25 protein-coding genes and 1 pseudogene are annotated in these 24,622 nt (G+C 68.1%); 5 read left to right on the plus strand and 21 right to left on the minus strand.

The annotated features are described in order from the left end of the window. Window positions 1–115 precede the first annotated feature (115 nt). Window positions 116–1,096, plus strand: coding sequence for an arginase family protein (locus tag GPA22_RS10955; RefSeq protein WP_169256108.1), 981 nt, complete (start codon window positions 116–118; stop codon window positions 1,094–1,096). Here GPA22_RS10955 and GPA22_RS10960 read toward each other — a convergent pair. The 6 genes from GPA22_RS10960 to mltG are packed head-to-tail and all read right to left on the minus strand — an operon-like array spanning window position 1,075 to window position 5,570. Then, window positions 1,075–1,749 carry an ankyrin repeat domain-containing protein gene (locus GPA22_RS10960; RefSeq protein WP_169256109.1) on the minus strand — a complete coding sequence of 225 codons (675 nt, stop codon included), beginning with the start codon at window positions 1,747–1,749 and terminating at the stop codon, window positions 1,075–1,077. The genes GPA22_RS10955 and GPA22_RS10960 overlap by 22 nt on opposite strands. After that, a complete protein-coding gene (locus GPA22_RS10965; RefSeq protein ID WP_169256110.1) occupies window positions 1,733–2,506 on the minus strand; it encodes a TatD family hydrolase in 774 nt (257 codons plus the stop codon). The genes GPA22_RS10960 and GPA22_RS10965 overlap by 17 nt, the downstream gene beginning before the upstream one ends. 10 nt (window positions 2,507–2,516) lie before the next feature. Then, on the minus strand, window positions 2,517–2,882 hold the full coding sequence (locus GPA22_RS10970) for a PilZ domain-containing protein (protein WP_169256111.1): 366 nt from the start codon (window positions 2,880–2,882) through the stop codon (window positions 2,517–2,519). Next, window positions 2,879–3,943, minus strand: coding sequence for a DNA polymerase III subunit delta' (gene holB, locus GPA22_RS10975; RefSeq protein WP_169256112.1), 1,065 nt, complete (start codon window positions 3,941–3,943; stop codon window positions 2,879–2,881). The genes GPA22_RS10970 and holB overlap by 4 nt, the downstream gene beginning before the upstream one ends. Continuing rightward, window positions 3,940–4,572 (minus strand): dTMP kinase, encoded by a 633-nt coding sequence (tmk, locus tag GPA22_RS10980; RefSeq protein ID WP_169256113.1) that lies wholly within the window; start codon window positions 4,570–4,572, stop codon window positions 3,940–3,942. Before tmk ends, holB begins: the two co-directional genes overlap by 4 nt. Further along, window positions 4,569–5,570, minus strand: coding sequence for an endolytic transglycosylase MltG (mltG, locus tag GPA22_RS10985; RefSeq protein ID WP_169256114.1), 1,002 nt, complete (start codon window positions 5,568–5,570; stop codon window positions 4,569–4,571). The genes tmk and mltG overlap by 4 nt, the downstream gene beginning before the upstream one ends. 131 nt (window positions 5,571–5,701) lie before the next feature. On the opposite strand from mltG, the gene ygfZ reads away from it, so the two are divergent. The 3 genes from ygfZ to GPA22_RS11000 are packed head-to-tail and all read left to right on the plus strand — an operon-like array spanning window position 5,702 to window position 7,802. Continuing rightward, window positions 5,702–6,739, plus strand: a complete 1,038-nt coding sequence (gene ygfZ, locus GPA22_RS10990) for a CAF17-like 4Fe-4S cluster assembly/insertion protein YgfZ (protein WP_169256115.1) — start codon at window positions 5,702–5,704, stop codon at window positions 6,737–6,739. Next, window positions 6,736–7,041 carry a DUF4936 family protein gene (locus tag GPA22_RS10995; protein ID WP_169256116.1) on the plus strand — a complete coding sequence of 102 codons (306 nt, stop codon included), beginning with the start codon at window positions 6,736–6,738 and terminating at the stop codon, window positions 7,039–7,041. The genes ygfZ and GPA22_RS10995 overlap by 4 nt, the downstream gene beginning before the upstream one ends. Beyond that, window positions 7,032–7,802 (plus strand): NRDE family protein, encoded by a 771-nt coding sequence (locus GPA22_RS11000; RefSeq protein ID WP_169256117.1) that lies wholly within the window; start codon window positions 7,032–7,034, stop codon window positions 7,800–7,802. The genes GPA22_RS10995 and GPA22_RS11000 overlap by 10 nt, the downstream gene beginning before the upstream one ends. Before the next feature lie 6 nt (window positions 7,803–7,808). Here the strand turns inward: GPA22_RS11000 and GPA22_RS22625 are convergent, their stop codons facing one another. From GPA22_RS22625 to fdhD, 15 genes and pseudogenes are all read right to left on the minus strand, one after another. Then, complete coding sequence (locus tag GPA22_RS22625; RefSeq protein ID WP_211169072.1) at window positions 7,809–8,252, minus strand: GNAT family N-acetyltransferase; 444 nt, start codon at window positions 8,250–8,252, stop codon at window positions 7,809–7,811. A gap of 9 nt (window positions 8,253–8,261) precedes the next feature. Next, window positions 8,262–8,738 (minus strand): annotated as a pseudogene (locus tag GPA22_RS22630) (L,D-transpeptidase family protein); the annotation flags it as partial. Window positions 8,739–8,749: 11 nt separating this feature from the next. Continuing rightward, the gene (gene tadA, locus GPA22_RS11010; protein WP_169256118.1) at window positions 8,750–9,214 is read right to left on the minus strand and encodes a tRNA adenosine(34) deaminase TadA; all 465 of its coding nucleotides are present in this window, start codon (window positions 9,212–9,214) and stop codon (window positions 8,750–8,752) included. A gap of 54 nt (window positions 9,215–9,268) precedes the next feature. Beyond that, window positions 9,269–9,676, minus strand: a complete 408-nt coding sequence (locus tag GPA22_RS11015; protein WP_169256119.1) for a thioesterase family protein — start codon at window positions 9,674–9,676, stop codon at window positions 9,269–9,271. A gap of 75 nt (window positions 9,677–9,751) precedes the next feature. Continuing rightward, complete coding sequence (locus GPA22_RS11020) at window positions 9,752–11,836, minus strand: CoA-binding protein (protein ID WP_169256120.1); 2,085 nt, start codon at window positions 11,834–11,836, stop codon at window positions 9,752–9,754. A 125-nt stretch (window positions 11,837–11,961) separates the two neighbouring features. Then, a complete protein-coding gene (paaK, locus tag GPA22_RS11025; protein WP_169256121.1) occupies window positions 11,962–13,305 on the minus strand; it encodes a phenylacetate--CoA ligase PaaK in 1,344 nt (447 codons plus the stop codon). Continuing rightward, the gene (gene padI, locus GPA22_RS11030; protein WP_169256122.1) at window positions 13,295–14,635 is read right to left on the minus strand and encodes an NADH-dependent phenylglyoxylate dehydrogenase subunit beta; all 1,341 of its coding nucleotides are present in this window, start codon (window positions 14,633–14,635) and stop codon (window positions 13,295–13,297) included. Before padI ends, paaK begins: the two co-directional genes overlap by 11 nt. Window positions 14,636–14,645: 10 nt before the next feature. Further along, on the minus strand, window positions 14,646–15,914 hold the full coding sequence (gene padH / locus GPA22_RS11035) for an NADH-dependent phenylglyoxylate dehydrogenase subunit epsilon (protein WP_211169060.1): 1,269 nt from the start codon (window positions 15,912–15,914) through the stop codon (window positions 14,646–14,648). A gap of 7 nt (window positions 15,915–15,921) precedes the next feature. Beyond that, complete coding sequence (gene padG, locus GPA22_RS11040; protein WP_169256123.1) at window positions 15,922–17,175, minus strand: NADH-dependent phenylglyoxylate dehydrogenase subunit alpha; 1,254 nt, start codon at window positions 17,173–17,175, stop codon at window positions 15,922–15,924. Next, window positions 17,172–17,471: an NADH-dependent phenylglyoxylate dehydrogenase subunit delta gene (gene padF, locus GPA22_RS11045; RefSeq protein ID WP_169256124.1), complete on the minus strand. Its 300-nt coding sequence runs from the start codon at window positions 17,469–17,471 to the stop codon at window positions 17,172–17,174. The genes padG and padF overlap by 4 nt, the downstream gene beginning before the upstream one ends. Then, complete coding sequence (gene padE / locus GPA22_RS11050; RefSeq protein ID WP_169256125.1) at window positions 17,468–18,040, minus strand: NADH-dependent phenylglyoxylate dehydrogenase subunit gamma; 573 nt, start codon at window positions 18,038–18,040, stop codon at window positions 17,468–17,470. The genes padF and padE overlap by 4 nt, the downstream gene beginning before the upstream one ends. A gap of 154 nt (window positions 18,041–18,194) precedes the next feature. Beyond that, on the minus strand, window positions 18,195–19,103 hold the full coding sequence (locus GPA22_RS11055; RefSeq protein ID WP_169256126.1) for a DmsC/YnfH family molybdoenzyme membrane anchor subunit: 909 nt from the start codon (window positions 19,101–19,103) through the stop codon (window positions 18,195–18,197). 6 nt (window positions 19,104–19,109) lie between these two features. Then, window positions 19,110–19,757: a 4Fe-4S dicluster domain-containing protein gene (locus GPA22_RS11060; RefSeq protein ID WP_169256127.1), complete on the minus strand. Its 648-nt coding sequence runs from the start codon at window positions 19,755–19,757 to the stop codon at window positions 19,110–19,112. Beyond that, window positions 19,754–22,513, minus strand: a complete 2,760-nt coding sequence (locus GPA22_RS11065; protein WP_169256128.1) for a molybdopterin-dependent oxidoreductase — start codon at window positions 22,511–22,513, stop codon at window positions 19,754–19,756. Before GPA22_RS11065 ends, GPA22_RS11060 begins: the two co-directional genes overlap by 4 nt. Window positions 22,514–22,532: 19 nt before the next feature. After that, window positions 22,533–23,312: a formate dehydrogenase accessory sulfurtransferase FdhD gene (gene fdhD / locus GPA22_RS11070; RefSeq protein WP_211169061.1), complete on the minus strand. Its 780-nt coding sequence runs from the start codon at window positions 23,310–23,312 to the stop codon at window positions 22,533–22,535. Between the two features lie 317 nt (window positions 23,313–23,629). On the opposite strand from fdhD, the gene paaX reads away from it, so the two are divergent. Beyond that, window positions 23,630–24,586: a phenylacetic acid degradation operon negative regulatory protein PaaX gene (gene paaX, locus GPA22_RS11075; protein ID WP_169256130.1), complete on the plus strand. Its 957-nt coding sequence runs from the start codon at window positions 23,630–23,632 to the stop codon at window positions 24,584–24,586. The last annotated feature ends 36 nt before the right edge of the window (window positions 24,587–24,622 follow it).

A 24,622-nucleotide genomic window follows, 5' to 3' on the forward strand; every position in this document is an offset into this window, starting at 1 on the left:
AGGTTTGCGATTGTGTGTCGGGGATTGTTCCGAGTTTAATGATCATCGTGCCGGGCGTCGATCTCGCCGGCCGGCCGACACGTGATTCATTGCAAACCTCGTTCAGGATAGCCGTGTGAAACTGTTCTACGCCGACCACTTCGTGCTGCCCCTGCCCGCCGGGCACCGCTTCCCGATGGAGAAGTATTCGCGCCTGCGCGAGCGGCTGCGGCACAGCGACCTGTTTTCAGGCGACGATTTCATCGTTCCGGACGCGGCTACGGACGCCGAGATCCTGCGGGCGCATGATGCGGCTTACCTCGAGCGCGTTGCGCGCGGCGCGCTGGATCCCGCCGAACAGCGGCGCATCGGCTTCCCGTGGTCGGCGCAGATGGTGGAACGCTCGCGCCGCTCGGCCGGGGCGACGCTCGCCGCCTGCCGGCACGCGCTTGCCGAGGGGTGTGCGGCGAACCTCGCCGGTGGTACGCACCACGCCCACCGCGGCTTCGGATCGGGCTTCTGCGTGTTCAACGACGCGGCGATCGCGGCGCTGGCGATGCGCGCGGAAGGCCGGGTGCGGAAGATCGCGATCATCGATTGCGACGTCCATCAGGGCGACGGGACGGCGACGATCCTCGCGGGGCAGCCGGACGTGTTCACCCTGAGCCTGCACGGCGAGAAGAATTTTCCGTTCCGCAAGGCGACCTCCACCCTGGACATCGAGCTTGCGGACGGCACCGGCGATGCCGACTACCTTGCGGCGCTGCGCGACGGCCTCGAACAGGTCTTCATGACCCTGCAGCCGGATCTTGCGATCTACCTCGCGGGCGCCGATCCGTATCGCGACGACCGGCTGGGCCGCCTCGCGCTGAGCTTCGACGGGCTGGTGGCGCGCGACGAGCTGGTGCTGCGGCACTGCGCCGCGCATGGCACGCCGGTGGCGGTCGCGATGGCGGGCGGCTATGCGCGCGAGATCGACGACACGGTCGCGATCCACGCGAACACGATCACGACGGCGGCGCGCCTCGCGCCCCTGCTCCGCTCGGCCGCGACGGAACGCAGGACATCCGGGTCACCCGGCGGCCAGGAAACGCATCAGCGATTGCCGGCCGCCTGACGACGGCTGCGTTCCGCGCGCAGCAGGTCGGCGATGTCGGTGTTGCCGTTTTCGAGCGCCCAGGTTTCGGCGCTGAATCCGGCGTCGTTTTTCCGGTCGAGTTCGATGCCCGTCTTCAGCAGTTTGCGGACGACGTCGATGTGGCCGTTGCGCGCCGCCAGCATCAACGCATCGGACCCGTTCGGCGCCAATGCCGCGACATCCGCGCGGCGCGCGAGCAGGCGGTCGACGATTTCGGCGCGGCCCTCGAAGGCCGCATACATCAGCGGCGTCCAGCCGTCGTGATTCACCTCGGCGCCGGCGTCCAGCAGGACGTCGACGATCGCGGTCTCGCCCTTGAGCACCGCGAGCATCAGCGCGGAGTCGCCCGCCGCGTTGCGCAGCGACACCTTCGGGCGATGCTTGAGCAATGCCTTCACGGTTTCGAGGTTGCCTTCACGGGCGGCGAGGATCAGCAGCGAGCTGCCCTGGGCGTCCACCGTGTTCGGGTCGACGCCGCGCGCGATGAGCTGCATGAGCTGCGACGTGTCGCCCAGCCGCGCGGAGCTGAGCGCGTCCTCGTAGCTGTCGGCGAACGCCGCCGGGCCGCACAGCGAACTGGCAAGGATTGCGGAGAGCAGGAGGCGCTTGATCGATTCAGTGAGCTTGGGCATGACGGAACAGGCGGAAGAAGTTTTCGGTGGTGGCGGTTTCGATGCGCTCGAGCGGTTCGTCGCGCAGGCGGGCGATCTCTTCGGCGACGTGCACGACCCACGCGGGTTCGTTGGTCTTGCCGCGATGCGGGACCGGCGCGAGATACGGCGCATCGGTCTCGATCAGCAGGCGGTCGAGCGGGACGTACTGTGCGACGGCCTTGAGTTCCCTGGCGTTCTTGAACGTGACGATGCCCGAGAACGAGATGTAGAAGCCGAGGTCGAGCGCCGCTTCGGCCACTTCACGCGATTCGGTGAAGCAGTGCATCACGCCGCCGGCCTGGCCGGCCCCCTCCTCGCGCATCAGGCGCAGGGTGTCGTCCGCCGCCGAGCGGGTATGGATGATCAGCGGCTTGCCGCACTTGCGCGCGGCACGGATATGCGTACGGAAGCGCTCACGCTGCCATTCGGGCGCGTCCTTCTGCCAGTAATAGTCGAGGCCGGTCTCACCGATCGCGACGATCTTCGGGTGCGCGGCGAGCGCCAGCAGGCGCGCTTCGTCCGGGTCGTCCACGCCCTCGTTGTCGGGATGCACGCCCACGGATGCGAACAGGTGCGGGTGACGTTCCGCGAGCGCGAGGACGCGGGGGAAGTCTTCCATCTTGACGCTGACGCACAGCGCGTGGCCGACACGGTTCTCGGCCATCGCGGCAAGGACGGCCTCTTCACGCTCGGCCAAGTCGGGGAAATCCAGGTGACAGTGTGAATCTACGAACATCGATGAAGCATCAAAGGGTGTGGGTGGGGCGGTTCGAACCGAGGTGGCCGGCGAGGATCTGTTCGATGCGCGCGCGCAGCGCCTTGCCGGATTCGTCCGAGCTGAAATGCACGCCGATGCCCTGGGTCTTGCCGCCCTGCGCGCCGTGGGGGGTGACCCACACGACGGTCGCCGCGACCGGATGCTTGGTCGGGTCGTCCATCAGCTGCAGCAGCATGAAGACCTCGTCGCCGAGCGCATGCACGCGCGGCGTCGGCACGAAGATGCCGCCGTTGCTGAGGAAGGGCATGTAGGCCGCGTACAGCGCGGACTTGGAGTTGATGTTCAGCGACAGCACGCTGGGGCGTGCGACGCTCGGTTTGGGAGCTTCGCTCATCGGCGGGTTCCGGTCACGGCGCGCGCATAGCGCAGGAGCATGTCTTCGAGCATCAGCCGGGCATTCAGCGGATGCTGTGCGACCCGGCGGATCCGGGCGAGTTCATTGTAGCAGTTCGTCACGGCGGCCACGCTCGTGCGCTGGGCGAGCGCGGCGATGACGCCGTCCTCGCCGGGGAAGAAGCGCACGCGTCCGCCCAGCCGCAGCGATGCGAGGTCGGTGACCCAGCGCTGCATCCATTCGACGAGCTGCGGCATGTCGAAGCCGGCGGCGAGCGCTTCCTTCGACTTGAGCCAGCTTTCCCACTGGCCGGCGAGTTTCAGCGGATCGCCGGCCGGCAGCTGGGCGAGATCCTTCACGAAGCGCCGCAGCAGCGCGTCCGAGCCGTTGCGGGCGAGACGCTGGGCCGCGAGCGGCATCCCGCCGGTGAGGGCGAGCAGGTCCGCGGGCGGGGCCTCCGGGGCGGAGAGCCACTGGGCGACGGCCTCGCCGGCGGGACGCGAGAAGCTCCACTGCTGGCAACGGCTGCGAATCGTGGGCAGCAGCCGGCGCGGCGCCGACGAAACGAGCAGGAAGACGCAGCCTTCCGGCGGTTCTTCGAGGAGCTTCAGCAGCGCGTTGGCGGTGAAGGCGTTCATCGCCTCGGCGGGATCGACGACGATCACGCGCCGGCTGCTCTGGTGGCCGGTCACGGCGAGCGCTTCCTGCAGGTCGCGGATCTGTTCGATCCGGATCTGCGAGGACTTCTTCTTGCCGCTGCCGCCTTCGCCCTCGCCCGCGTCATCACCGTCCCCCGCCTCTTTCCCGGACGCCGCATCGGCTTCCGGCACGACAGGCAGCAGGTCGGGATGGTTGCCCGAGAGCCTCAGCTGGCAGGCCGCGCAGTGGCCGCAGGCGTGCCCGTCCGCGCCCGGGGCCGCGCACAGCAGGCGTGCCGCGAGCGCGTCGGCGAGGTCGCGCTTGCCGAGGCCTTCCGGGCCGACGAAGAGCAGCGCGTGCGGCAGCCGTGCGCCGAGGCCGACCAGCCGCTGCCAGGTCTCCTGCAGCCAGGGGTGGATCATCGGAAGAAGCGCTCCGCGACGATGGCCTCGATCTCGGCGCGGATCTCTTCGGGCGGGCGGTCGGCCGCGATCACGCGGATGCGTTGCGGGGCGATACGCGCGCGTTCGAGGTAGGCGGCGCGCACACGCTCGAAGAAGTCGCGCTGCTCGCGCTCGAAGCGATCGGGCGCGGCGCCGGTGTTGGCCACGCGCGCGGCGGCGACCTCGGGCGGCAGGTCGAAGACGAGGGTCAGGTCGGGCTGGAAGCCGGGATGCACCCAGTCCTCGAGGGCGGCGAACTTCGCGGCGTCAAGCCCGCGGCCGCCGACCTGGTAGGCGTAGGTGGCGTCGGTGAAACGGTCGGACACGACCCAGGTGCCGGCTTCGAGCGCGGGATGGATGCGGGCGGCGAGATGTTCGCGGCGGGCGGCGAACATCAGCATCGCTTCCGTTTCGAGGTGCATCGGTTCGTGCAGCAGCAGTTCGCGGAGTTTCTCGCCGAGCGCCGTGCCGCCGGGCTCGCGCGTCTGGTCCACGGTCAACCCGCGCGCCTGCAGGAGCGCGACGAGCGCCGCGATCTGGCTGCTCTTGCCGGCACCGTCGATGCCTTCGAAGGTGATGAAGCGCCCGCGGGCGCGCGTCTGGTTCAACTTCCCGATCCCCGCTGATAACGATTGACGGCCTTGTTGTGGTCGTTGAGGCTGGACGAAAACTCGCTGGTGCCGTCGCCGCGCGAGACGAAGTACAGGTAGTCCGTCTGCGCCGGGTGGAGCGCGGCGTTGAGCGATTCGGCGCCCGGCATCGCGATGGGCGTCGGCGGCAGGCCGGCACGCGTGTAGGTGTTGTAGAGGTGGTCGGTTTCGAGGTGCCACTTGCGCAGGCGGCCGTCGAACGCCTCGCCGTAGCCGTAGATCACGGTCGGATCGGTCTGCAGGCGCATGCCGATGCGCAGCCGGTTGGCGAAGACCGAGGCGATCAGGCCGCGATCCTCGGGCCGCCCGGTTTCCTTTTCGACGAGCGATGCCAGGATCAGCGCCTCATAGGGCGACGATACCGGGACAGTCGGGTCGCGCGCTTCCCAGGCCTGCGCGAGGCGCTGCTTCATCGCGGCGTAGGCACGGCGCAGCACCGCACTCGCATTCGATTGCTTGTCGAACAGATAGGTGTCGGGAAAGAACAGCCCTTCGAGATGCGCTTCGGTCGCACCGATCGCGCGCAGGACGTCGGCCTCGGCAAGGCCCACGGTGTCCTGCAGGAGGTTCGGATTGCCTTCCAGCGCCGCGCGGACCTGACGGAAGCTCCAGCCTTCGACGAAGCGGATTTCCGCCTGCGAAACGTCGCCGCTGGAGAGCTTCAGGATCAGCAGCCACGGCGTGACGCCCCGATGCACTTCGTAGCTGCCGGCCACGATGCGCCCGGCCTTGCCGGTGATGCGGGCGATCCAGTACAGCGCGCGGGGACTGACGTCGACGCCGGCCGCCGCGATCGCGGCCGCGGCCTGGCGCATCGTGTGCCCGCGCTGGACCGTGAAGTCGACGACCGGCTGCGCCAGCGTGAGCGGACGTTGCGCGTACCACCAGGCGGCCGCGGACACGGTCGCAACGGCGAGCGCGAGTGCGATCAGCAGTCGGAGAACGAGGGATTTCATCGAATTGGACAGGTCCGCGGAAGATGCGGCGTGGCGTGTGCCGGAATTGTTGGTCCGCAACCATTATGTCTGGGGAGCCCTATAATACTTCATCCCCATTCCACAACCCTCTCCCGCTCCGACAAACGCACATGAACACGCTGTGGACAGAATTTCTCGTACGCGAAGGCGCCACGCTGGAAGGCTCCGGCATCCGTTTCAATGCTCCGGCAACGGAGGTGGGCGCCGTGGAATCCGGCACCGTGGTCGTGCCGCTGGTGCATCTGGGCCTGATCCGCTGCGCCGGCGATGACTCGGTCCCCTTCCTGCACAACCTGCTGTCGAACGACGTCAAGAAACTCGGGCCGCAGTCGGCGCAGTGGTCGAGCTTCAACACGCCCAAGGGCCGCATGCTCGCGAGCCTGCTGCTGTGGAACGACGGCACCGATCCGATGATCGCCACGTCGGCGGACGTGCAGCCGATGCTGCAGAAGAAGCTGTCGATGTACGTGCTGCGCAGCAAGGTGAAGCTCGCGGACGCGACACCCGACATCGCGCTGATCGGTGTCAGCGGCGCCGCGGCGGACGCCCTGCTCGCAGGCGCGGGCATTGCCGCATCGGTTGCGCCGATGACGCAGGCGGTTTCCGGGGAGTTGCGCTGCATCCGCCTCGATCAGCGCAATCTCGTGCTTGCGGTGCCGACGGCGGCTGCGCCCGAGGTGTTCGCGAAGCTCGCCGCGGGCGGTGCGACGAAGGCCGGCACGGCGGCGTGGCAGCTGGCGATGATCCGCGCCGGCCTGCCGCTCATCACCGCCGCGACGCAGGAGGAGTTCGTCGCGCAGATGCTCAATTTCGAGGTGATCGGCGGCGTGAGCTTCAACAAGGGCTGTTATCCCGGACAGGAGATCGTCGCGCGCACGCAATACCTCGGCAAGCTCAAGAAGCGCATGTATCACGTGCATGTGCCGGCCGATGCGGCCCCCGCGGCGGGTGCCGACCTGTTCACACCGGAGTTCGGCGAGCAGTCGGCGGGCAAGCTGGTGAACGTCGCCTCCGCGCCCGATGGTGGCTTCGAGGCGCTGGCGGTGATGCAGATCAGCTGCGCCGAAGCCGGCCAGGTCCACCTCGGAAGCCCGCAGGGGCCGCAGCTGCAGTTCCTCGACCTGCCCTACGCGCTGCCCGAGAAATGAGCTGCGAAGCGGGCTGCGTGCATTATTACGTCTATTACCGCGTTCGTGCCGACGCCGGGCACGAGGACGCGGAAGCGACCGTGCGCGCGATGCAGACGACGCTGGAAAGACGCACCGGCGTTGCGGGGCGGCTGATGGAGCGGCGCGAGGACGGCGTGACGTGGATGGAGGTCTATGAGAACGTGACCGATCCGGGCGCCTTCGAAGCGGCCCTGCGCATCGAGGCCGACGCCCACCGGATCGCGGACATCGTCGAGCCCGGTTTTGCGCGCCACACGGAACGCTTCGTCGAATGTGCCTGATCGTCGTCGGCTGGCAGGCCCATCCGGACTACCCCTTGGTCGTGGCGGCCAACCGGGACGAGTTCCTCGCGCGCCCGGCAGTGCCGGCGCACTGGTGGACGGATGCGCCCGATCTGCTCGCGGGGCGGGATCTCGAAGCGGGCGGGACGTGGATGGGCGTCGGCCGCAACGGGCGCTTCGCCGCGCTGACGAATTACCGCGACCCGACGCTCCACCGCCCGGGAGCGCCGTCGCGCGGCACGCTGGTGCGCGACTGCCTGACGGGAAGCGATGATGCGACCGCGTGCCTGCGGGCGGTGGCCGAAGTCAGCGCGCAGTACGCGGCGTTCAACCTGCTGGTGAGCGACGGCCGGCAGCTCGGCATCCACGAGAGCACGACGGGCTCGGTGCGCCTGCTGGAGCCGGGCATCTACGGCCTGTCGAACCATGTGCTGGACACCCCCTGGCCGAAGGTGAAGCGGGCGCGCGAACGCTTCGCCGTGGCGCTTGGCCGCCTGCCCGACGCGGACGCGTTCCTCGAACTGCTGCGCGACGACGAGCCCGCGCCCGATCATCACCTGCCCGAAACCGGCGTCAGCGAGGAATGGGAACGGTGGCTGTCGCCGGCCTTCATCCGCGCACCGGGCTATGGCACGCGCTGTTCCACGCTGATCCTGCAGGATCAGGGTGGCAACGTCACTTTCCGCGAATGGACCTGGAACGACCGGGGCGAATGCGCGAGCGAAGTCGTGCACCGCTTCGTGGTTGCGGCCGGCGACTGAAACCCTTCAGCCGCGGCGCGGCGTCAGCGCGCGGCGCATCGTCCGGTGGCGGATGCCCGCCTCGACGAAGACCTCCCCCTCCGGCGTGAAGCCGTGCCGCAGGTAGAAGTCGACGGCGTCGATCTGCGCGTTCAGGACGACCTCGCGGAAACCGAGCCGGCGGGCTTCGGCGACGAGGGCTTCGAGCATCAGCCCGCCGATGCCCCGGTTGCGCCACGGGGCGGCGACGGCCATGCGGCCGATGTGACCGTCGGGCAGCAGCCGGCCGGTGCCGACGACCTCGCCGGCCGCGGTCGTCGCCACCGCGTGGCGGCAGTACGGATCGTTGGCGTCGCGTTCGAGTTCGGCCGGCACGCCCTGCTCCATCACGAACACCTGTTCGCGCAGCGGCATGGCGAGCGCCGCGGCGTCGCGCCAGTCGAGGATGCGGATCGTCGGCGTAGCGTCCATGTTCGTCGTCTCCTCGATATCCACTTGCGCTCCGGGCGGCACCAGGTCGAATAGCTCGATCACGTCGTCGTTGCGCATGCGGATGCAGCCGTGGGACAGCGGCACGCCCATCGGTTGATCGTCCGGCGTGCCGTGGATGTAGATGTAGCGACGCATGGAGTCGACCTTCCCAAGCCGGTTGCGCCCCGGTTCGCAGCCGCTGAGCCACAGGATGCGCGAGAGGATCCAGTCGCGCCCGGGGTGCTGCGCAGCGAGTGCCGGGGTCCAGGTCTCGCCCGTCGGACGCCGGCCGCGAAAGACGGCTGCCTTCGCCGCGCCGGCGCCGATCTTCGCGCGGATGAGGTGGCGGCCGCGGGGCGTGCAGCCGCTGTCGCGGACTTCGCCCGGGCCATTCAAGGCCGTCGACACGCGGTAGCGGCGGATGCAGGCGCCGTCGGCGCCGAACAGGCTCAGGCGCTGGGCGGCGAGGTCGATCAGGATGCGCATGGCCATGGCCGTCACGCGACCAGCGTGCGGCCGCGGCGGGCCGCGAAGAAGCTCGACAGCAGGCCGCCACACTCCTCGGCGAGCAGGCCGCCCGAAATGGTCGCGTGGTGGTTCAGGCGCGGCTCGGCGAACAGGTCGATGACGCTGCCGGCGACGCCGGTCTTGGGGTCGCGTGCGCCGAACACGACGCGCGCGATGCGCGAATGCATGATCGCCCCGCAGCACATCGCGCAGGGCTCCAGCGTGACGTAGAGTTCGCAGCCGGGCAGCCGGTAGTTGCCGAGGCGTGCCGCGGCATCGCGCAGCGCCATCACCTCGGCGTGGGCGGTCGGATCGTGCCGGCCGATCGGCTGGTTGAAGCCGCGGCCGACGATCTCGCCGTCGAGCACCACCACCGCGCCGACCGGCACCTCGTCACAGCTTCCTGCCATGCGTGCCTGCTCCAGCGCGGCGCGCATGAAATCTTCCTCGGTCATCGACTTGCTCTCCTTGACCAGCCAGTTTACTGGAGAGCAGGCCGATGTGGCGGGTCAGGCTGCGGCGGTCGCCTTCTCGAGCTTGGCCTTTAGACGCTGGGCGGTCTTCTCGGCACCGACGACGAAGCGGCTGTGCTTGCCGCGGGCGACTTCCTCGAGGGCGTCGCGGGCGGTGAATTCGAAGGTCACGGCCGGGCCGTTCACTTCGACCAGCTTCACGGTGATCTCGACCCACATGCCGAGCAGCGTGGCGCCGACATGGTCGAGCTCGACGCGCGTGCCGACCGAATCCTTGCCCGCTTCGATGTTTTCCAGCAGCAGGTCGCGGCACACGACTTCGATGTCGTAGAGCAGCGCGGGGGTGGAGTAGACGCGGCAGTCGTCGCCCATGAAGCCGATGGTGCGGCCCTTGTCGATGTCGTAGCGGCGGGTGGACGTCAGTCCGGCTTTGAGTTCGCTCATCTTGCAGTCTCCTTGGTGTAGGACGCCGGTCCCAGCCGGCGTCGGATTCGTTGCGGTTTGGTAGTGCTTCGGTGCTTACTTGTTGCGTTCGCGGATCGCGTCCGCCTCGACGCGGGCCTCGACGTAGCGGGCGAGCGCTTTCGTGCCGCGGCCACTGTTGCGGAACACGCACACGCCCTGGTCCATCAGCTTCGCGGCCATCGCGTCGTAGAGCGAGCCGCCGTCCACGATGCCGATCACGGGCTTGTCGCTCCGCGCGGCGAGCGGCGGGTAGATATGGACGGTGCCCTGCGGGTCCGACAGGTCGTAGCCGGGGCGCAGCTTGCTGGTTTCGAGGCCGCGGATTGACGGGGCGGTCGGATCGAGGCCGACGACGACGGCGTCGATGTCGGGGTCGTCGAGGAAGGCCTCGGTGATCTGCAGGTGCACGCCGTCGTCGGCGCCCGGGTTGATGTCGATGGGGTTGCGCACCTCGACCAGCGCGTCGAGGCGCTTGGCGGCGAGGATGGACTGCACGCGTTCGACCGTTGCGGCTTCGAGCGCACCCATCTCCAGCGAGAACGTCTCCGTCGCGATCGAATCGGCAATGCCGACGGCCTCGAAGCCGGCGCCGCTGATCGCGCCGAGGCGCTTGCCGACCTTCTTGCCGTGCAGCGCGCCGGCGATGTAGAAGAGGTCGTCGAAGGTGTTGAAGTCCTCGGCGACGATCGCGCCGGCCTGGCGCAGCACGGCCTCGAAGAGGACCGGGTCGCCGGCGATCGACGCGGTGTGGCCCATCACGCCGCCCGCGCCCGCGTCGGTGCGGCCGGACTTGTAGACGACGACCTGCTTGCCGTTGAGCACCGCCTTGCGCACCGCGCGGGCGAAGTCGAGGCCGTCGCCGTCCTTGAAGCCTTCGATGTAAATGCCCAGCGTGTCGATGCCTTCGCGTTCGGCGAAGAAGTTCAGCATGTCGCCGTGCGTGAGGTCGGTCTGGTTGCCCAGCGCGAGCATGTAGGCCGGGTCGAGCCAAGGGTTCTGCGAGATGCGCGTGATCATGAAGGCGCCGGACTGGCTCAACATCACCGAGTTGCGCTGCGCCTTCTTCTGCGGCTTGGGCAGGCGTTCGAGCGGGATGAACCACGAGTCGTAGCCGCCCGGGTGCGAAACGACGCCGAGGCAGTTCGCGCCGAGGAAGACCGGGCCGCCGCCCGGATTGGCGTGGGCGGCGTTGATCTTCGCGGCGAGCGCGGCGGCGGGTTCGCGGCTCTTCGCGGTCTCGCCCAGGCCGCCGGGAATCAGCATCACCGACTCGACGGCGTCGGACTCGATGATCTCGTCGACCAGTGCATAGACCGCATCGTTGGGCACCGCGACGATCAGCAGATCCAGCTTCGCCGGCAGCGCGCGCAGGCTCTCGACGCAGCGCACGCCGTCGATCTCGGTCTCGCCGGGGCGGATGATGGTCAACCTGTCCTTCGCATAGCCGCTGCCCATCAGGTTCTTCAGGATGATGCGGCCGAAGTTCATGCCGCTGGCGGACACGCCGACGATGCCGATGGACTGCGGGTGGATCAGCTTGTCGATCTTGTGCAGCGGGCGCGGCAGGCGGCCTGCGACGGGCTTTCCGAACTCGACACGGGCGACGCCGACGGTCGGCTTCTTCGCGAACTGCACCTGGTCGAGTTCGATGTACCGGATCACGAATCCGGCCTGCGGGTTCTGCGCGGAAAACTCGCGGCCGAGGCCCAGCATCAGGCCGAAGCAGAATTCCAGCACGGGGTCGGGCGCGCGGCGGCCGTCGCGCTGGGCGAGCGCGGCCATCTTCTGGTAGGCGACGGTGCGGCGGAAGAGGCGCAGGAAGTCGGCCGCGTCGGTGAGATCGACGGACGCGGAGACAGCGGCACGGTCCTTGCGGAAGTTCGCGCGGTCGAGCGCGCCGTCGAGGCCGCCTGCGCCGGCCGTGAGGATCATGCCGAATTCGCGGGTGTTTTCGAGGGCGATGCGCAGGTCGACGCCGCCGGGCACGCCTTCGGCGAGCGCAGCACCGAAGCTCGCGACGAAGCGCTGCAGTTCGTCGGCGTTCAGCGCGTCGCGCCCGTCGGCGGCGGCCTGGCGGAACAGGTCGCCGGTGGCGGCGTTCAACGCGTCACCGGGACTGATGGTGGTCCGATCATTCACTGGTGTGTCTCCGTCCGTGCCGTCTCGTGCCATTTTGGCCGGCGGCTTTGTTGAATCTCTCAACGTGGGATATTTGCCCCCTCCCCTTCAAGGGGAGGAACAAAACACTGCCCACCGTTTCCGCCTCACCCCTTCGGCCGCTTGTCGATCACGCGCTTGGCCTTGCCGACCTGGGTGCGTTCGATGCGGCCCGTATCGACGATCTGGATGTCGGCGGTAACCCCCACGCGGCTCTTGATTTCGTGCCGGACCTCGGCGGCGATCTTCGAGCGCTGCGCGTCGTTGAGCCCGTCGGACAGGTCGTGGCGCACTTCCGCAAGAACGGTGAGTTCGTCCATGTGGCCCGGCCGCGTGATCTGCAGCTGATAGTGGCCGCACAGGCTGTCGTGGCGCAGGATGATCTCCTCGATCTGCGTCGGGAAGACGTTCACGCCGCGGATGATCAGCATGTCGTCGCTGCGGCCGGTGATCTTGCCCATGCGGCGCATCGTGCGCGCGGTGCCGGGCAGCAGCATCGTGAGGTCGCGGGTGCGATAGCGGATGATGGGCAGCGCTTCCTTGGTCAGCGACGTAAACACCAGCTCGCCCGGCGTGCCGTCGGGCAGGACTTCGCCGGTGACCGGGTCGATGATCTCGGGGTAGAAGTGGTCTTCCCAGATGTGCGGACCATCCTTGGTCTCGATACACTCGCAGGCCACTCCCGGGCCGATCACTTCCGACAGGCCGTAGATGTCGATCGCGTCGATGCCCAGCCGCGTCTCGATCTCGCGGCGCATCTCGTTGGTCCAGGGCTCGGCGCCGAACACGCCGATGCGCAGCGTCGTCGAGGCGGGGTCGATGCCCATCTCCTGCAGGCCGTCCGCGACCGTGAGCATGTAGGACGGCGTCGCCATCATGACGGTCGGCTTGAACTCGCGGATCAGCTGGATCTGCTTCTCTGTGTTGCCGCCGCCCATCGGGATCATGGTCGCGCCGAGCGTCTCGCCGCCGTAGTGCGCGCCGAGGCCGCCGGTGAAGAGCCCATAGCCGTAGGAGTTGAGGATGATGTCGTCGGGCGTGGCGCCGCCTGCGCGCAGCGAACGCGCGACCACCGAACCCCACATCGCGATGTCGTTCTTCGTGTAGCCGACGACGGTCGGCAGGCCGGTGGTGCCGGACGATGCATGCACGCGCACGATGTCGCGCATCGGCACCGCGAAGAGGCCGTAGGGATAGTTGTCGCGCAGCTCCTTCTTGGTCGTGAAGGGGAACTTCGAGAGGTCGGAGAGCTGCTTCAGGTCCGATGGATGCACGCCCGCGGCGTCGAAGGCCTGCTTGTAGTGCGCCACGTTGTCGTAGGCGTGCTGCAGGCTCCACCTGAGCCGTTCGAGCTGCAGCGCGGCGAGTTCGTCGCGGCTGGCGGTCTCGATCGGATCGAGCGTATGCGGTGCTGCCCCTTTCGATGCTGCAAAACCATCCCTAGCCGACATGTGCGTGCTCCGTCATGCGTTCAACGAATTTCTGGTTTTCAACGACTTTCTTCTGGATGTGCTCGACCTGCTCGGGCGAGAGATGGCGGAAGCGGCCCATTGCCTTGAGGTAATCGGTGACCGGCAACGGGTCATCGACCGGCTTCGTGAAGTGCAGGCCGGCCTGCGGCGTATATTCCCACAGCATCACGAAGTTGGTCTCGACGGCCTTGCGCGCGACTTCCATGTTCAGGTTCGACGGGAAGCGCCAGCCGGTCGTGCAGGGCGAATACACGTGCAGGTAGGCGAAGCCGGTCTTGGATGCCGCGATGGCCTTGTCGAGCTTGTCGTAGAGGTCCTCCATGTAGGCCGTGGAGGCGGTTGCGACGTAGGCGCAGCGGTGGTTCACCATGATCAGCGGCAGGTTCTTCGCGTCCTGCGTCTTGCCGCGCGTGGCCTCGCCCACCGGCGTCGTCGAGGTCCACGCGCCGTAGGGCGTGCAGCTCGAACGCTGCATGCCGGTGTTCATGTAGCCTTCGTTGTCGACCACCATGAACAGCATCTGCTCGCCGCGCTCGGCCGCGCCGGACAGCGACTGGAAGCCGACGTCCGACGCCCCGCCGTCGCCGGCGATCGCGAGCGCCTGCACGTCGCGGCCGACGCGCTTGTACTGGCGCTTGATGCCGGCCAGCATCGCGGCGGTGTTGGTGAGCAGCGGGTGGAAGACGGGAACCTTGGTGCCGGTCGTGCCGTTGAAGCCGACCGAGCCCATGCCCGGCACGCAGCCCGGCGGCGTCGCGAGCACGGTGTCGGGGCCGACGCGGCGCAGCGTGTGGCGCATCAGCAGTTCGGTGTTGCAGCCTTGGCAGCCGGCGAGGCCCGGTGCGAAGAGGTCTTCCCAGTCGCCGACCTCGTTGTAGATGTTGGCGGTGGTGATGTGCTTGAGCGCGCCCTTCGGACAGGCCGGCACGCAGGCCGGGTTGCCGTCGCAGGTGTCGCACTTGGCGACATGGCCCGTCCCTTCATCCAGCGCGATGCCGGCGTAGGCGCAGCCCACCGTGCACAGGAGGCAATCGACGCACTTCGATGCGTCCCAACCGATCACGCCGCTCGTGCCGTCCTTGTCGAGCGCGCCGGCCGGGCATACCGTAACGCACTTCGGGTCGGCGCACTGGCGGCACAAAGCTAGTTCGAAAGTCTTGTCCGCTGCTCCGTCGCGGCCGTAGATCTGGATGCGCGAACGCGCGATGTCGTCCGTGCCGGTCTTGGCCTGCGCGCAGGCCGTCATGCAATCGCCGCAACCGTCGCACTTGGCGGGGTCGAAGGCGATGGTGCTGTAAGCTCGTCCCATTGATGGCTCCTTAGCGCCAGGTCTGCGACATGATTTCGCGGCCGACTGCGAGCGGGTTCGCGACGAAGCGCTCGCGCAGCGGTGTGAGGTCGATGCGGCGCAGGATCAGCTGGGCCATGACACCGCCGTCGAAGAATTCGTTCACGCCGAAGATGCCGGTGAGGCAGCCGTCCGGCGCGAAGATCGCCTTGAGGTAGCGCCCCGTCTTCTCGTCGAAGCGCGTGACCATCTCGCCGCCTTCGGGCACGGTGCTCGATCCGACCGAGATCGCGTGGCGGCCGAAGAAGTGATAGGTGTTGAGCGGCACGCCGCCGGCGTAGTCCTTGAGGCCGGGATCGCCCGCCATCGCCATTCCGGCGACGCGGCCCTGGATCGTCGCGTCGGGCAGGATCGCGTTCATGACCTTCGTGCCCGTGAAGAAGCCACGCGCCTGAGCGCAGTCGCCCGCGGCCCAGACGTTCGCAGCGGTCGTCTGCATGCGATCATCGACGAGGATGCCCTGCGCATGCTCGACGCCGCTGCCGTTGAGGTAGCCCATGTTGGGCTTCACCCCGGTCGCGACGAGCAGCAGGTCGGCTTCGAGCGTCGTGCCGTTTTCCAGCGTGAGCTTCGCGCCGGCCGCGGAGGGTTCGAGGCGCACGACGCGGCTGCCGGTCATGATCTTCGCGCCGGCATCGCGGAAGGCCTGCTCGATCATGTCGGCGGCGACCTTGTCGAAGTAGCCGGACGTGAGCTGGTCGCTCATCTCGACGATGGTGACGCTTGCGCCGGCTTTCACGAGGTTCTCGGCGGCGTGCATCCCGACGAGGCCCGCGCCGAGGACGACGGCCTGCTTCGACTCGGCGATCGCGCCGCGCAGCTTCAGCGCGTCATCCAATGTGCGCAGCACATGGTAGGAGACGGTGTCGATGCCGGGGATCGGCGGGATCGCGGGCGAGGCGCCGGTCGCGAGCAGCAGCTTTTCGTAGACCACGCTGGAGCCGTCCGCGAGCTCCACGCTGTTGCGATCGGCGTGCAGCGCCTTCAGCCCCGACTCGGGTCGGTAGCTCACCTTGTTGCGGGCGAAGAAGTCATCGTCGCGCAGGAAGATACGGGCCGGCGCGGATTTGCCGGACACGACGTAGGGCAATACGGTGGGCGAATACGGCAGGTACGAATCGCGCGTGACGACGGTGATCGGACCTTCCGCGTCGTGCATGCGGATCGCGTTGATCGCCTCGAGCGCCGCGTGGCTGCTGCCGGCGATCAGGTACTTGGTGTGTTCGATGGCTCGGTCCATGCTGGCCTCAATCCTTTTCGTTGAGCCAAACGGGCTCGGTCGGGGCGGCTGTGCCGTTCAGCAGCGCTTCCGTCTCGGCGATCACGCGATGCACGTGCGGGATCGTGATGTCGGCACCGGCCAGACCGCCGATGAAGCTCATCGACGGGATGAAGCGGCCGAGGCGGTACAGCACGCCCAGCGTCTCCTGGTACATCGGGCCGCAGTTCCAGCGGAAACCGACGGAGCGGTCGATGACGCCCAGCGCCTTGACCTTGCCCAATGCCTTCATCAGCGCCTCGACCGGGAAGGGGCTGAAAGTCTTGATCTTGATGAGCCCGACCTTCCTGCCCGCGTCGCGCGCCTCGTCGACCGCGTCCTTCGCAGCGCCGGACATGCTGCCCAGCGTCATGATCGCGAACTCGGCGTCGTCGAGGCGGTATTCCTCGACCAGCGGCGCGAAGCTGCGGCCGATGCGCTTGGCCCAGTCGGCGTGCACCTCCTCGATCACGCGCAGCGCGTTCTGCATGCCGGCGCACTGCCCCTTGCGGTAGCGCACGAAGGTCTGCGGGCCCTTGCCGGTGGTGCCGCCGGTGAGCGGATCGACCGCCATCGGGCGCAGCGGGTCGAGCGCGACGTGCCAGTTCACGTCCTTCTCGCCCATGAATTCATCGACGTCGGCCTGGTCCGGCATCTCGACCCGCGACGCGCCGTAGGACAGGTAGTTGCCGTCGAGGCACACGTTCACCGGCAGCATCACGTCGTGGTGCTCGGCGATCTTGAAGGCCATCACGGTGGTGTCGAGCACTTCCTGCACGCTCTCGCAATACACCTGGATCCAGCCCGCCTCGCGCACCGTCATCGCGTCCTGGTGGCCGCCCCACACCGACTGCGGCGTGATGCCGTCGCGCGTGACGATGGTCAGCACGATCGGCAGGCGCATGCCGGGGGTGCGGAAATAGGGCTCGAACATGAAGGCGAGGCCGGGGCCGCAGGTCGCGGTATAGGTGCGCGCGCCGGCGAGCGCACCGCCCTGCAGCACCGACAGCACCGAGTGCTCGCCCTCGGCATCGACGATGTCGGCGTCCATGCGGCCGTCGGCGATCAGCTTCGCGAGATGCTCGACGAGCGAGGACTGCGGCGTGATCGGATACACCGACACCATGTCGGGGCGCGCGAGTGCCACGCCCAGCGCGGCGGCCTCGTTGCCTTCCGCAAGGATCACCTTCTGCTTGCGCTGCGCTTCGGCTGCCGCAGCCTTTTCCAGCGTGGCTGTCGTCATTGGGCTTCCCCCACCATCGTGATCGCCCGCTGCGGGCACTCGTTGGCGCAGATGCCACAGCCCTTGCAGGTCTTGAGGTTGAAGTCGAACCACGCGGCGTGCTCCTCGACGCACTGCACCGGGCAGTACAGCCAGCACACCGCGCACTTCACGCATTTGTCGCGGTTCACGACCGGCCGCATGCTGCGCCAGTCGCCCGGCAGCATCGGGCTGACGACGGTCGCGACCGGACAGAGGTCGTCCGGGACGCCGGCCTGCTCCAGGTTGAAGAGCGGATAACTCGTGTGCCGGCTCATGCCGCGGCCCTCCTTTCGATGCGATGCACGACCACCTCGGCGTAGCCGCGCTCCAGCGCCGTCATGTTCTGGGCGAGGCCGGCGTCGCGGAAGTCGGAATCTTCGAGCGAGCGCTTGAGCGAATCGAGCGAGACGACACCGGTCGTTTTCGCGAAGGCGCCGAGCATCAGCGTGTTGGTGATCGGGCGCTTGAAGATCTCGAGCGCGATCTTCACCGCGTCGAGCAGCCCGACGGTCGCCACGGAATCGGGGAGCACCAGTTCGGACAGCGGCTGGTGCGTCGCCTGCACCAGCGTGCCACCCGCCTTCATGCCGGCGAAGATATCGACGGATTTCATCAGCGTCGGGTCGACGCACACGATGCAGTCGGGCTGGTAGATGTTGGTGAGCTGGCGGATCTCGCGGTCGCTCACCCTCAGGAAGGACACCACCGGCGCGCCGCGACGCTCGAACCCGAAGGACGGGATCGACACCGCGTACTTGCCCTCCTCCACCATCGCCGCGGCGAGCATGCCGGACGCCATCACCGAACCCTGGCCGCCCCGGCCATGGAATCTCACTTCGTACATCTCGTCTCCTCCTGCGTTGCAGGGGCGGGACTCCGCGGTCCCGCGTTGTTGTCGTAGGGCGGAAAAGCGCAGCGCCTTCCGCCGTATGTGCATGTCACCGAGTACCCACCATGCGGCGGAAGGCGCCTTCGGCTTTTCCGCCCTACCTCCTTGCCTACGCACCACCCCAGCCGGGTTTCACGGCAGGCCCCGAGGTGCCGCGACCACGCACCGGCAGGTGCGGCAGCGCAAAGCCCTGCGTATAAGCTGCGCGCCGCACCAGCGTGTATTTGAACCACCAGCCGCCCGCGACCGCAGCGAAGCCTGCGAGCACCAGCGCCGCACCCGCGAGCGGCGCCCCCAGCACGCCGACCAGCAGCAGTATGGCCGGCAGCAGGTTGCCGTATTTCAGGAAAGACCCGTCGATCGCCGACAGCGCCCGCAGGCTGCCGACCGGAGCGCCGTCGCTACGCAGCCCGCGCAGGTAGTTGCGCCACAGCAGCACACGCACCAGGAGCAGCACGAGCACAGCAGTTGCCACCGCGACCTGGCCCGCGACCTGGGGAATCACGAAGGGCGTAGCGACCGCCAGCAGGCTCGCACCCTCGGCAAAACCTGTCGCGGCGACCAGAGGCAGGCAGCGCGGATGCCGCCAGGCCGGGATGCCCTTGTCGGCGGCGAGGATGCGCGCCTGGGCATAGACGAAACAGGCCCCGAACACGCCGGTAAGCAGCACGAACAGCGGCTGTCCGGTGAACAGCGCCAGAGCGCCACATCCGAACACGAAAGGCGCGACCGCCGCCTCGCGCGTCATCCACGAGGTCGCCGCATGGCGATACACATTGAGCGCGCGCCACGGCTTGCCGATCTCGAGCCACACGCAGGTGAGCCCCGCGCCGATCAGCGCCATGCCGGCGACGAGCAGCGCGCGCACGTCCGTGCCCCACAGGCTGGCGAAGGCCGCAAACGCGAGAAGCCCGCCGCCCGCGCCGCCGGCGATGAAGTTCGACGCCGCGCGCCAGTCCCAGTTGTGCTGCTGCCGCGGCGCCACGCGCTCGCCCGGCCGGATCTTCGGAGTCTTCATGCCCGCTTACCCTTTGTCCCAGATGTAATACACGCCCGGCCCGGTACCGAGCTCCTCGTGCATGCGGAAAGTCTTGTTCTCGGCGATCAACCGGCTCACCTTGCTGTCCGGGTCGTCGAGGTCGCCGAAGGCCATCGCGCCGGAGATGCAGGAATTGACGCAGGCCGGCGTGACTTCCCAATCGCGTCCAGGCACCTGCCCGGTCTTCGCCGCGAGGTCGATGCGGTCGATGCAGAAGGTGCATTTCATCGACACGCCGATGCGTGCGGAGTCGAAGCGGACTTCTTCCGACTTGATCGGTTTGTCGCCGTAGGCGAACTTCGCCTCATGCACGATGGAGCGCGCCTCGTAGGGACAGGCCATCACGCAGTTCGCGCAGCCGATACAGGTGTCGTAGTCGATGGCGACCAGGCCGTCGGCGCGCTTGGTGGTCGCCTTGGTCGGACACACCTCCTCGCACGGCGGCTCGTCGCAATGCATGCAGGCGACCGGCACGAAACTGCGGCGCACGTCGGGAAACTCGCCCGTCTCCAGGTCCAGCACGCGCCGCCACTGCACGCCGGGGGGCGTCGCGTTGGCGTTCTTGCACGCGGCGGTACAGGTCTGGCAGCCCACGCAGCGGCGCAGGTCGATGGTCATGGCGTAGCGGGTCATTGTGCTGCCTCCTCGCGCTCGACCTTGCGCACGGCGACGCGCACGATGTCCGAGCCGGAACCGGTCGCGTCCGTCAGCTCCATCGACATCGGCGCGATCGTGTTCAGGCTGGGCATACCGAAGTCCTTGGCGAGCGGCGTCGCCCAGTGGTCGAACTGACCGAGAATCACCAGCGTGTCAGGGCGCACGCCCTGCGCCAGCACCGCATCGCCGTAGGTCGCGCCGATGTGCGAGCGGATCTCCACCCGGTCGCCGTCGCTGATGCCCAGGCTCTTCGCGGTCTTCGCGTTCATGATCACGCCGGTGTGGCCGCGCACGTTCTGCGCGACTTCGCGCATCAGCGCGATGCTGGCGTTGCCGCCGGTGTGGTACTGCATGCTCTTGGTCGCGAGCAGCCACAGCGGGAAGTCCTCCGGCTTGCCGCCGGCATTCCTGATCTGCTGCGTCCAGCGGCCCGGCACGTCGTGCCACTCGGGCAGCGCGGCGTACTCGGAGAGCTGCTCGTCCCACCAGTGCATCTGGTGCTCGTGCAGGCGGTTGCCGAGCTCGCGGCCGATGCGCAGCAGCCGCTCCTGGTAGGGCATCTCGTAGCGCAGGCCCTGCTGTTCCAGCGCCGGGCTCAGGTACCACTCGACCTTGGACATCGGCACCGTGTAGAAGCCGTGCTCCTTGAACCACTCCAGGTCATGCACCTCGCGCCCTTCGGAGAGGCTCGCGCTCGACGCGCGGCACACGGCATCCCAGATCTCTTCGACGCCGTGCTCCTTGCCCGTGTCGAGGCTGTAGTCGTAGCCCTCCGCCTTCAGCGGGGCGCCACCGCCCGCGCCGCGGTTCAGCGCGTTGTTGTAGGCCTCCAGCAGGCCCGTGCGCTTCGCAAGCTGGGTGCTGATCCACGTGAAGTCGCGCGTGTCGCCCTGCGGCTCGACCGCCGGCTGGCGCAGCACGACGCCGCGGTGCTCCCAGAACTGCTCGACGAACTTCGTGCCGCCGACCTTGATCATCTGCAGCGATTCGAGGTCGGTCGCCTCGGGCAGCAGCAGGTCGGCCATCCAGTTGGTCTCGTCCAGCGTGTAGGCGAAGGACACCGTGAAGGGGAACTTCGCGATCTCCTCGACCAGCGTGCGCGTGTCCCAGAACGAGATCGCCGGGTTGGTGCGGTAGATGAACCACACGTCCGGCATCGTCGGCATGGGCATGTTCCAGTCTTCCGGCACCTCGCGCTGGAACATCCACGCGAGCTGGGTCGGCCCCAGCGCCTGGCTCCACGCGGTGTTGCCGACGATGGGCACCAGCGTGCGGTGGATGTTGCGCCCGGTGGGCTTGGCGACCCAGTGTTCCTTGTCGGTCGGATTGAAGTACTGCGCCATGAAGCCGTCTTCGCCGGCCTTCACGCTCAGCAGGCGGTTGTCGTGCGGGCGGTTCAGGCGCACCGTCGTGCCCAGCGTGCCGCCGGGGTTTTCCAGCGCGCCGACCAGCGTCGCGAGCAGGGTGCGCGCCCAGCAGCACTCGAACGCGCCCCAGCCGTTGTTCACCGACTTGCCCAGCGTCACCGCAACCGGGCGGAGCGGCAGCGTGCGGCCGTCGATCTCGATGGTCTCGCCGATCGAGGCGTTTTCCAGGTATTCGTTCGCGATGCGGCGGATCGTCGCGGCCGGCACGTCGCAGATCGACGCGGCCCATTCCGGCGAGTACTTCCGCATGTGCTCGACGAGCATGGCGTATGCGGTCTTGCCCTCGACCGCGCCGAGGTCCTGGCACACGTCGTCGGCATCGATGCTGATCGCGCCGCAGACCGGAAAGCTGCCCGCCACCGCAGGAACCACGTCGGGCGTGTCGAACGCGACCGCGCGGCCGCCGGCTTCGTCCCACACCAGCGGCTTGCGGCTCACCGGGTCGCGCAGATACAGGCCGTCGGGGCCGACCAGGTAGGGCGACGAGGTCCGGTCGCGCAGGAAGGCCACGTCCAGCTTGTCCAGCCCCTGCTCGCACACCAGCACGTGGATCAGCGCGAACATGAAGGCCGGGTCGGTCTTGGGCCGGATCGGCACCCACTCGGCCGAACAGGCGCCGGTCACCGACAGGTGCGGTTCGACCTGCACGCGCTTGTAGCCGCGCACGCGCGCCTCCGCGTGGCGCGTCACCGCACAGGGGCCGCCGGACGCCTCGACGTTGGAACCGATCGAGATCACGTAGCGCGCGAGCGGCGTATCGGCGGCGACGGTGAAGCCGCGGTGCCAGAATTCGCCGTACAGGTGCTCCGAATGCACGCACTTGACGCCCTGGCCCGAGCCGAAGCTGTAGTCGATCGGCCCCCACGCGGCGAGGAAGGCCGGCAAGGACCCCATGTACATCCCGGGCGTGCCGCCGTGGCCGAAGGTCGCCGCAACGCGCGGCAGGCCGGAATCGTCGACCAGCCCTTTCTCGCGCACCGCCGTCAGCTTCGTAGTGACGAGATCCAGCGCCTCGTCCCAGGAGATCGGCACGAAACCCGGATCCTCGTTGCGCCCCTTCTTCGGGTTGGTGCGCTTCATCGGCTGCAGCACGCGGTGCGGGTTGTAGGTCTTCTGCACCAGGCCGTAGGCCTTCACGCACACACGGCCGCGCGCCGGGTGGATGTCCTCGGCGGCGAAGTTCGGCTCGATCTCGGTCGCGACGCCGTCGACGACCTTCACGTTCATGAAATCCGGCCCCGCCACGCAGTTGTAGCAATAGGTCGGGACCTTCCGCACGGATTGCGGACTGGTAGTTGTGGGCATGTCTCCCCCGTTTGCTTTTTTAGTGAACCCGCTCGGGATGCGAGTAGATGCTGTGGCGCTCGCCACGCGCGAAGCCGATCAGCGTGAGGCCGGCGGCCTGCGCAACGCGCACCGCCATGCCGGTCGGTGCGGACACCGCCGCGACCACCGCGATGCCGACCGCCGCGGACTTCTGCACGATCTCGTAGCTCGCGCGGCTGGTCATGAACAGGAAACCTTCATCGAAGGCGCGGCGCTGCGCCGCGATCGCGCCGATGAGCTTGTCGAGCGCGTTGTGCCGGCCGACGTCCTCGCGCACCAGTTCGACCCGGCCGTCGAAGCCGCACCACGCGGCCGCATGCACGGCGCCGGTGAGCTCGAACAGCTGCTGGCGCGACTGCAGTTCGGCCTGCGCGCGCTGCAGGGCGCCCGCATCGAGCATGCCCGTCGCCCCGACCTTCGCGATCGGCCGACAGGCGAGCTGGTCGAGGCTCTCGACGCCGCAGATGCCGCAGCCGGTGCGCCCCGTCATCGCGCGGCGCCGGGCGCGCAGCTGGGCGAAGCGCTCGCCCGCCAGCTGCATCTGCACTTCGGTGCCGTGCGCGTGCTCGACGACCTCGATGTCGAGGATCTCGCGCGCGTTGCCAGCGATGCCCTCGCTCAGGCTGAAGCCCACCGCAAAGTCCTCGAGATCCTGCGGCGTGGCCATCATCACGGCGTGCGAGAAGCCGTTGTACACCAGCGCGACCGGCACTTCCTCGGCCACGGAATCCTCCGCGCGGACCGCAGCACCGTCGGCCCACCGATCCACGCCGTACATTCCGTGAGCATCCGCCATCGAAATCGCACCCTGCCGCATCGTCCACCTCGCAATCCGGATTTCAGTCGCCTGCCGAGACCGACGCCTCACCCCCGACGTCTTGCGTTCACGATACAAACTGAACCTATCTCGGTCAAGGTTTCTGTATCGCTTTTTTCCTCATTGTTTGATTTACATCAATAACGCAGAATGACGCCGAAGCGATCCGTTTCGGACATCGCCGCGCGCGCGTTTCCAGCGCCTCCGGCATCGCGTTAGAATCGGCCCACCCAACCCCTCCGCGACCTGCAGACATAACAAATAACGGTGCGAAATCAATGAAAAACCGTTTCCTCGAACAGTGGATCAACGACTACCTGGCCGAGCGCCGGGTGCGCGCGAACTCCCTGATCATTACCGTGTACGGCGATTTCATCGCGCCGCACGGCGGCACCGTCTGGCTCGGCAGCTTCATCCGGCTGGTGGAGCCGCTGGGCCTCAACGAGCGCATGGTGCGCACCAGCGTGTATCGCCTGTCGCAGGATCACTGGCTGGAATCGGAACAGATCGGGCGCAAGAGCTACTACAGCCTCACCGCCTCGGGCCGGCGGCGCTTCGAGCACGCCTACCGCCGCATCTACGACACGCCGCAGGACACCTGGAACGGTGAATGGCAGCTCGTCGTGCTGCCCTCCACGCTGGGTTCGCCCGAGCGCGACACGCTGCGCAAGGAGCTCTCCTGGGCGGGCTACGGCACCGTCGCCCCCGGGGTCATGGGGCACCCGTCAAGCGACACCGCGACGCTGACGGAAATCCTCCAGGACACCGGCACGCAGGACAAGGTCGTGCCGATGCAGGCGGCCACGCTCGGCGCGCTCGCGACCCGGCCCCTGCAGGATCTCGCGCGCGACTGCTGGAACCTCGACGAGATCGAGGCGACCTACCGGGAGTTCTCGGACCGCATGCGCCCGGTGCTGCGCTCGCTGCGCGCCACGCGCAACCTCGACCCGGAACAGTGCTTCCTGATCCAGACGCTGACGATGCACGAATTCCGCCGCGCGCTGCTGCACGACCCGCAGTTGCCGGTGCAGCTGATGCCGCACGACTGGAGCGGCACCGCCGCGCGCGCGCTGTCGCGTGCCATCTACCAGATCACCTGGCGGCACGCGCAACAGCACCTGATGGCGGTGTGCGAAACACCCAACGGGACACTGCCGGCCGCAGCCCCCTACTACTACAAGCGATTCGGCGGACTCGAATCGGAATCCGCCGACAAGGAACTGGCCGAGAACTGAGTGCGGCGGCGCCCCGGCCCGGGCTGCCCGCCGCAG

It is taken from the genome of Aromatoleum toluvorans, from assembly GCF_012910905.1.
Taxonomy (GTDB): Bacteria; Pseudomonadota; Gammaproteobacteria; order Burkholderiales; family Rhodocyclaceae; genus Aromatoleum; species Aromatoleum toluvorans.

Excerpts from the sequence above, each read along its gene's own strand:
- GPA22_RS10960 (WP_169256109.1), bottom strand. The coding sequence starts at position 1,749 with ATGCCCAAGCTCACTGAATCGATCAAGCGCCTCCTGCTCTCCGCAATC.
- GPA22_RS10965 (WP_169256110.1), bottom strand. The coding sequence starts at position 2,506 with ATGTTCGTAGATTCACACTGTCACCTGGATTTCCCCGACTTGGCCGAG.
- GPA22_RS10970 (WP_169256111.1), bottom strand. The coding sequence starts at position 2,882 with ATGAGCGAAGCTCCCAAACCGAGCGTCGCACGCCCCAGCGTGCTGTCG.
- holB (WP_169256112.1), bottom strand. The coding sequence starts at position 3,943 with ATGATCCACCCCTGGCTGCAGGAGACCTGGCAGCGGCTGGTCGGCCTC.
- mltG (WP_169256114.1), bottom strand. The coding sequence starts at position 5,570 with ATGAAATCCCTCGTTCTCCGACTGCTGATCGCACTCGCGCTCGCCGTT.
- ygfZ (WP_169256115.1), top strand. The coding sequence starts at position 5,702 with ATGAACACGCTGTGGACAGAATTTCTCGTACGCGAAGGCGCCACGCTG.
- GPA22_RS10995 (WP_169256116.1), top strand. The coding sequence starts at position 6,736 with ATGAGCTGCGAAGCGGGCTGCGTGCATTATTACGTCTATTACCGCGTT.
- GPA22_RS11000 (WP_169256117.1), top strand. The coding sequence starts at position 7,032 with ATGTGCCTGATCGTCGTCGGCTGGCAGGCCCATCCGGACTACCCCTTG.
- GPA22_RS22625 (WP_211169072.1), bottom strand. The coding sequence starts at position 8,252 with ATGGACGCTACGCCGACGATCCGCATCCTCGACTGGCGCGACGCCGCG.
- tadA (WP_169256118.1), bottom strand. The coding sequence starts at position 9,214 with ATGACCGAGGAAGATTTCATGCGCGCCGCGCTGGAGCAGGCACGCATG.
- GPA22_RS11015 (WP_169256119.1), bottom strand. The coding sequence starts at position 9,676 with ATGAGCGAACTCAAAGCCGGACTGACGTCCACCCGCCGCTACGACATC.
- paaK (WP_169256121.1), bottom strand. The coding sequence starts at position 13,305 with ATGTCGGCTAGGGATGGTTTTGCAGCATCGAAAGGGGCAGCACCGCAT.
- padI (WP_169256122.1), bottom strand. The coding sequence starts at position 14,635 with ATGGGACGAGCTTACAGCACCATCGCCTTCGACCCCGCCAAGTGCGAC.
- padH (WP_211169060.1), bottom strand. The coding sequence starts at position 15,914 with ATGGACCGAGCCATCGAACACACCAAGTACCTGATCGCCGGCAGCAGC.
- padG (WP_169256123.1), bottom strand. The coding sequence starts at position 17,175 with ATGACGACAGCCACGCTGGAAAAGGCTGCGGCAGCCGAAGCGCAGCGC.
- padF (WP_169256124.1), bottom strand. The coding sequence starts at position 17,471 with ATGAGCCGGCACACGAGTTATCCGCTCTTCAACCTGGAGCAGGCCGGC.
- padE (WP_169256125.1), bottom strand. The coding sequence starts at position 18,040 with ATGTACGAAGTGAGATTCCATGGCCGGGGCGGCCAGGGTTCGGTGATG.
- GPA22_RS11055 (WP_169256126.1), bottom strand. The coding sequence starts at position 19,103 with ATGAAGACTCCGAAGATCCGGCCGGGCGAGCGCGTGGCGCCGCGGCAG.
- GPA22_RS11060 (WP_169256127.1), bottom strand. The coding sequence starts at position 19,757 with ATGACCCGCTACGCCATGACCATCGACCTGCGCCGCTGCGTGGGCTGC.
- GPA22_RS11065 (WP_169256128.1), bottom strand. The coding sequence starts at position 22,513 with ATGCCCACAACTACCAGTCCGCAATCCGTGCGGAAGGTCCCGACCTAT.
- fdhD (WP_211169061.1), bottom strand. The coding sequence starts at position 23,312 with ATGTACGGCGTGGATCGGTGGGCCGACGGTGCTGCGGTCCGCGCGGAG.
- paaX (WP_169256130.1), top strand. The coding sequence starts at position 23,630 with ATGAAAAACCGTTTCCTCGAACAGTGGATCAACGACTACCTGGCCGAG.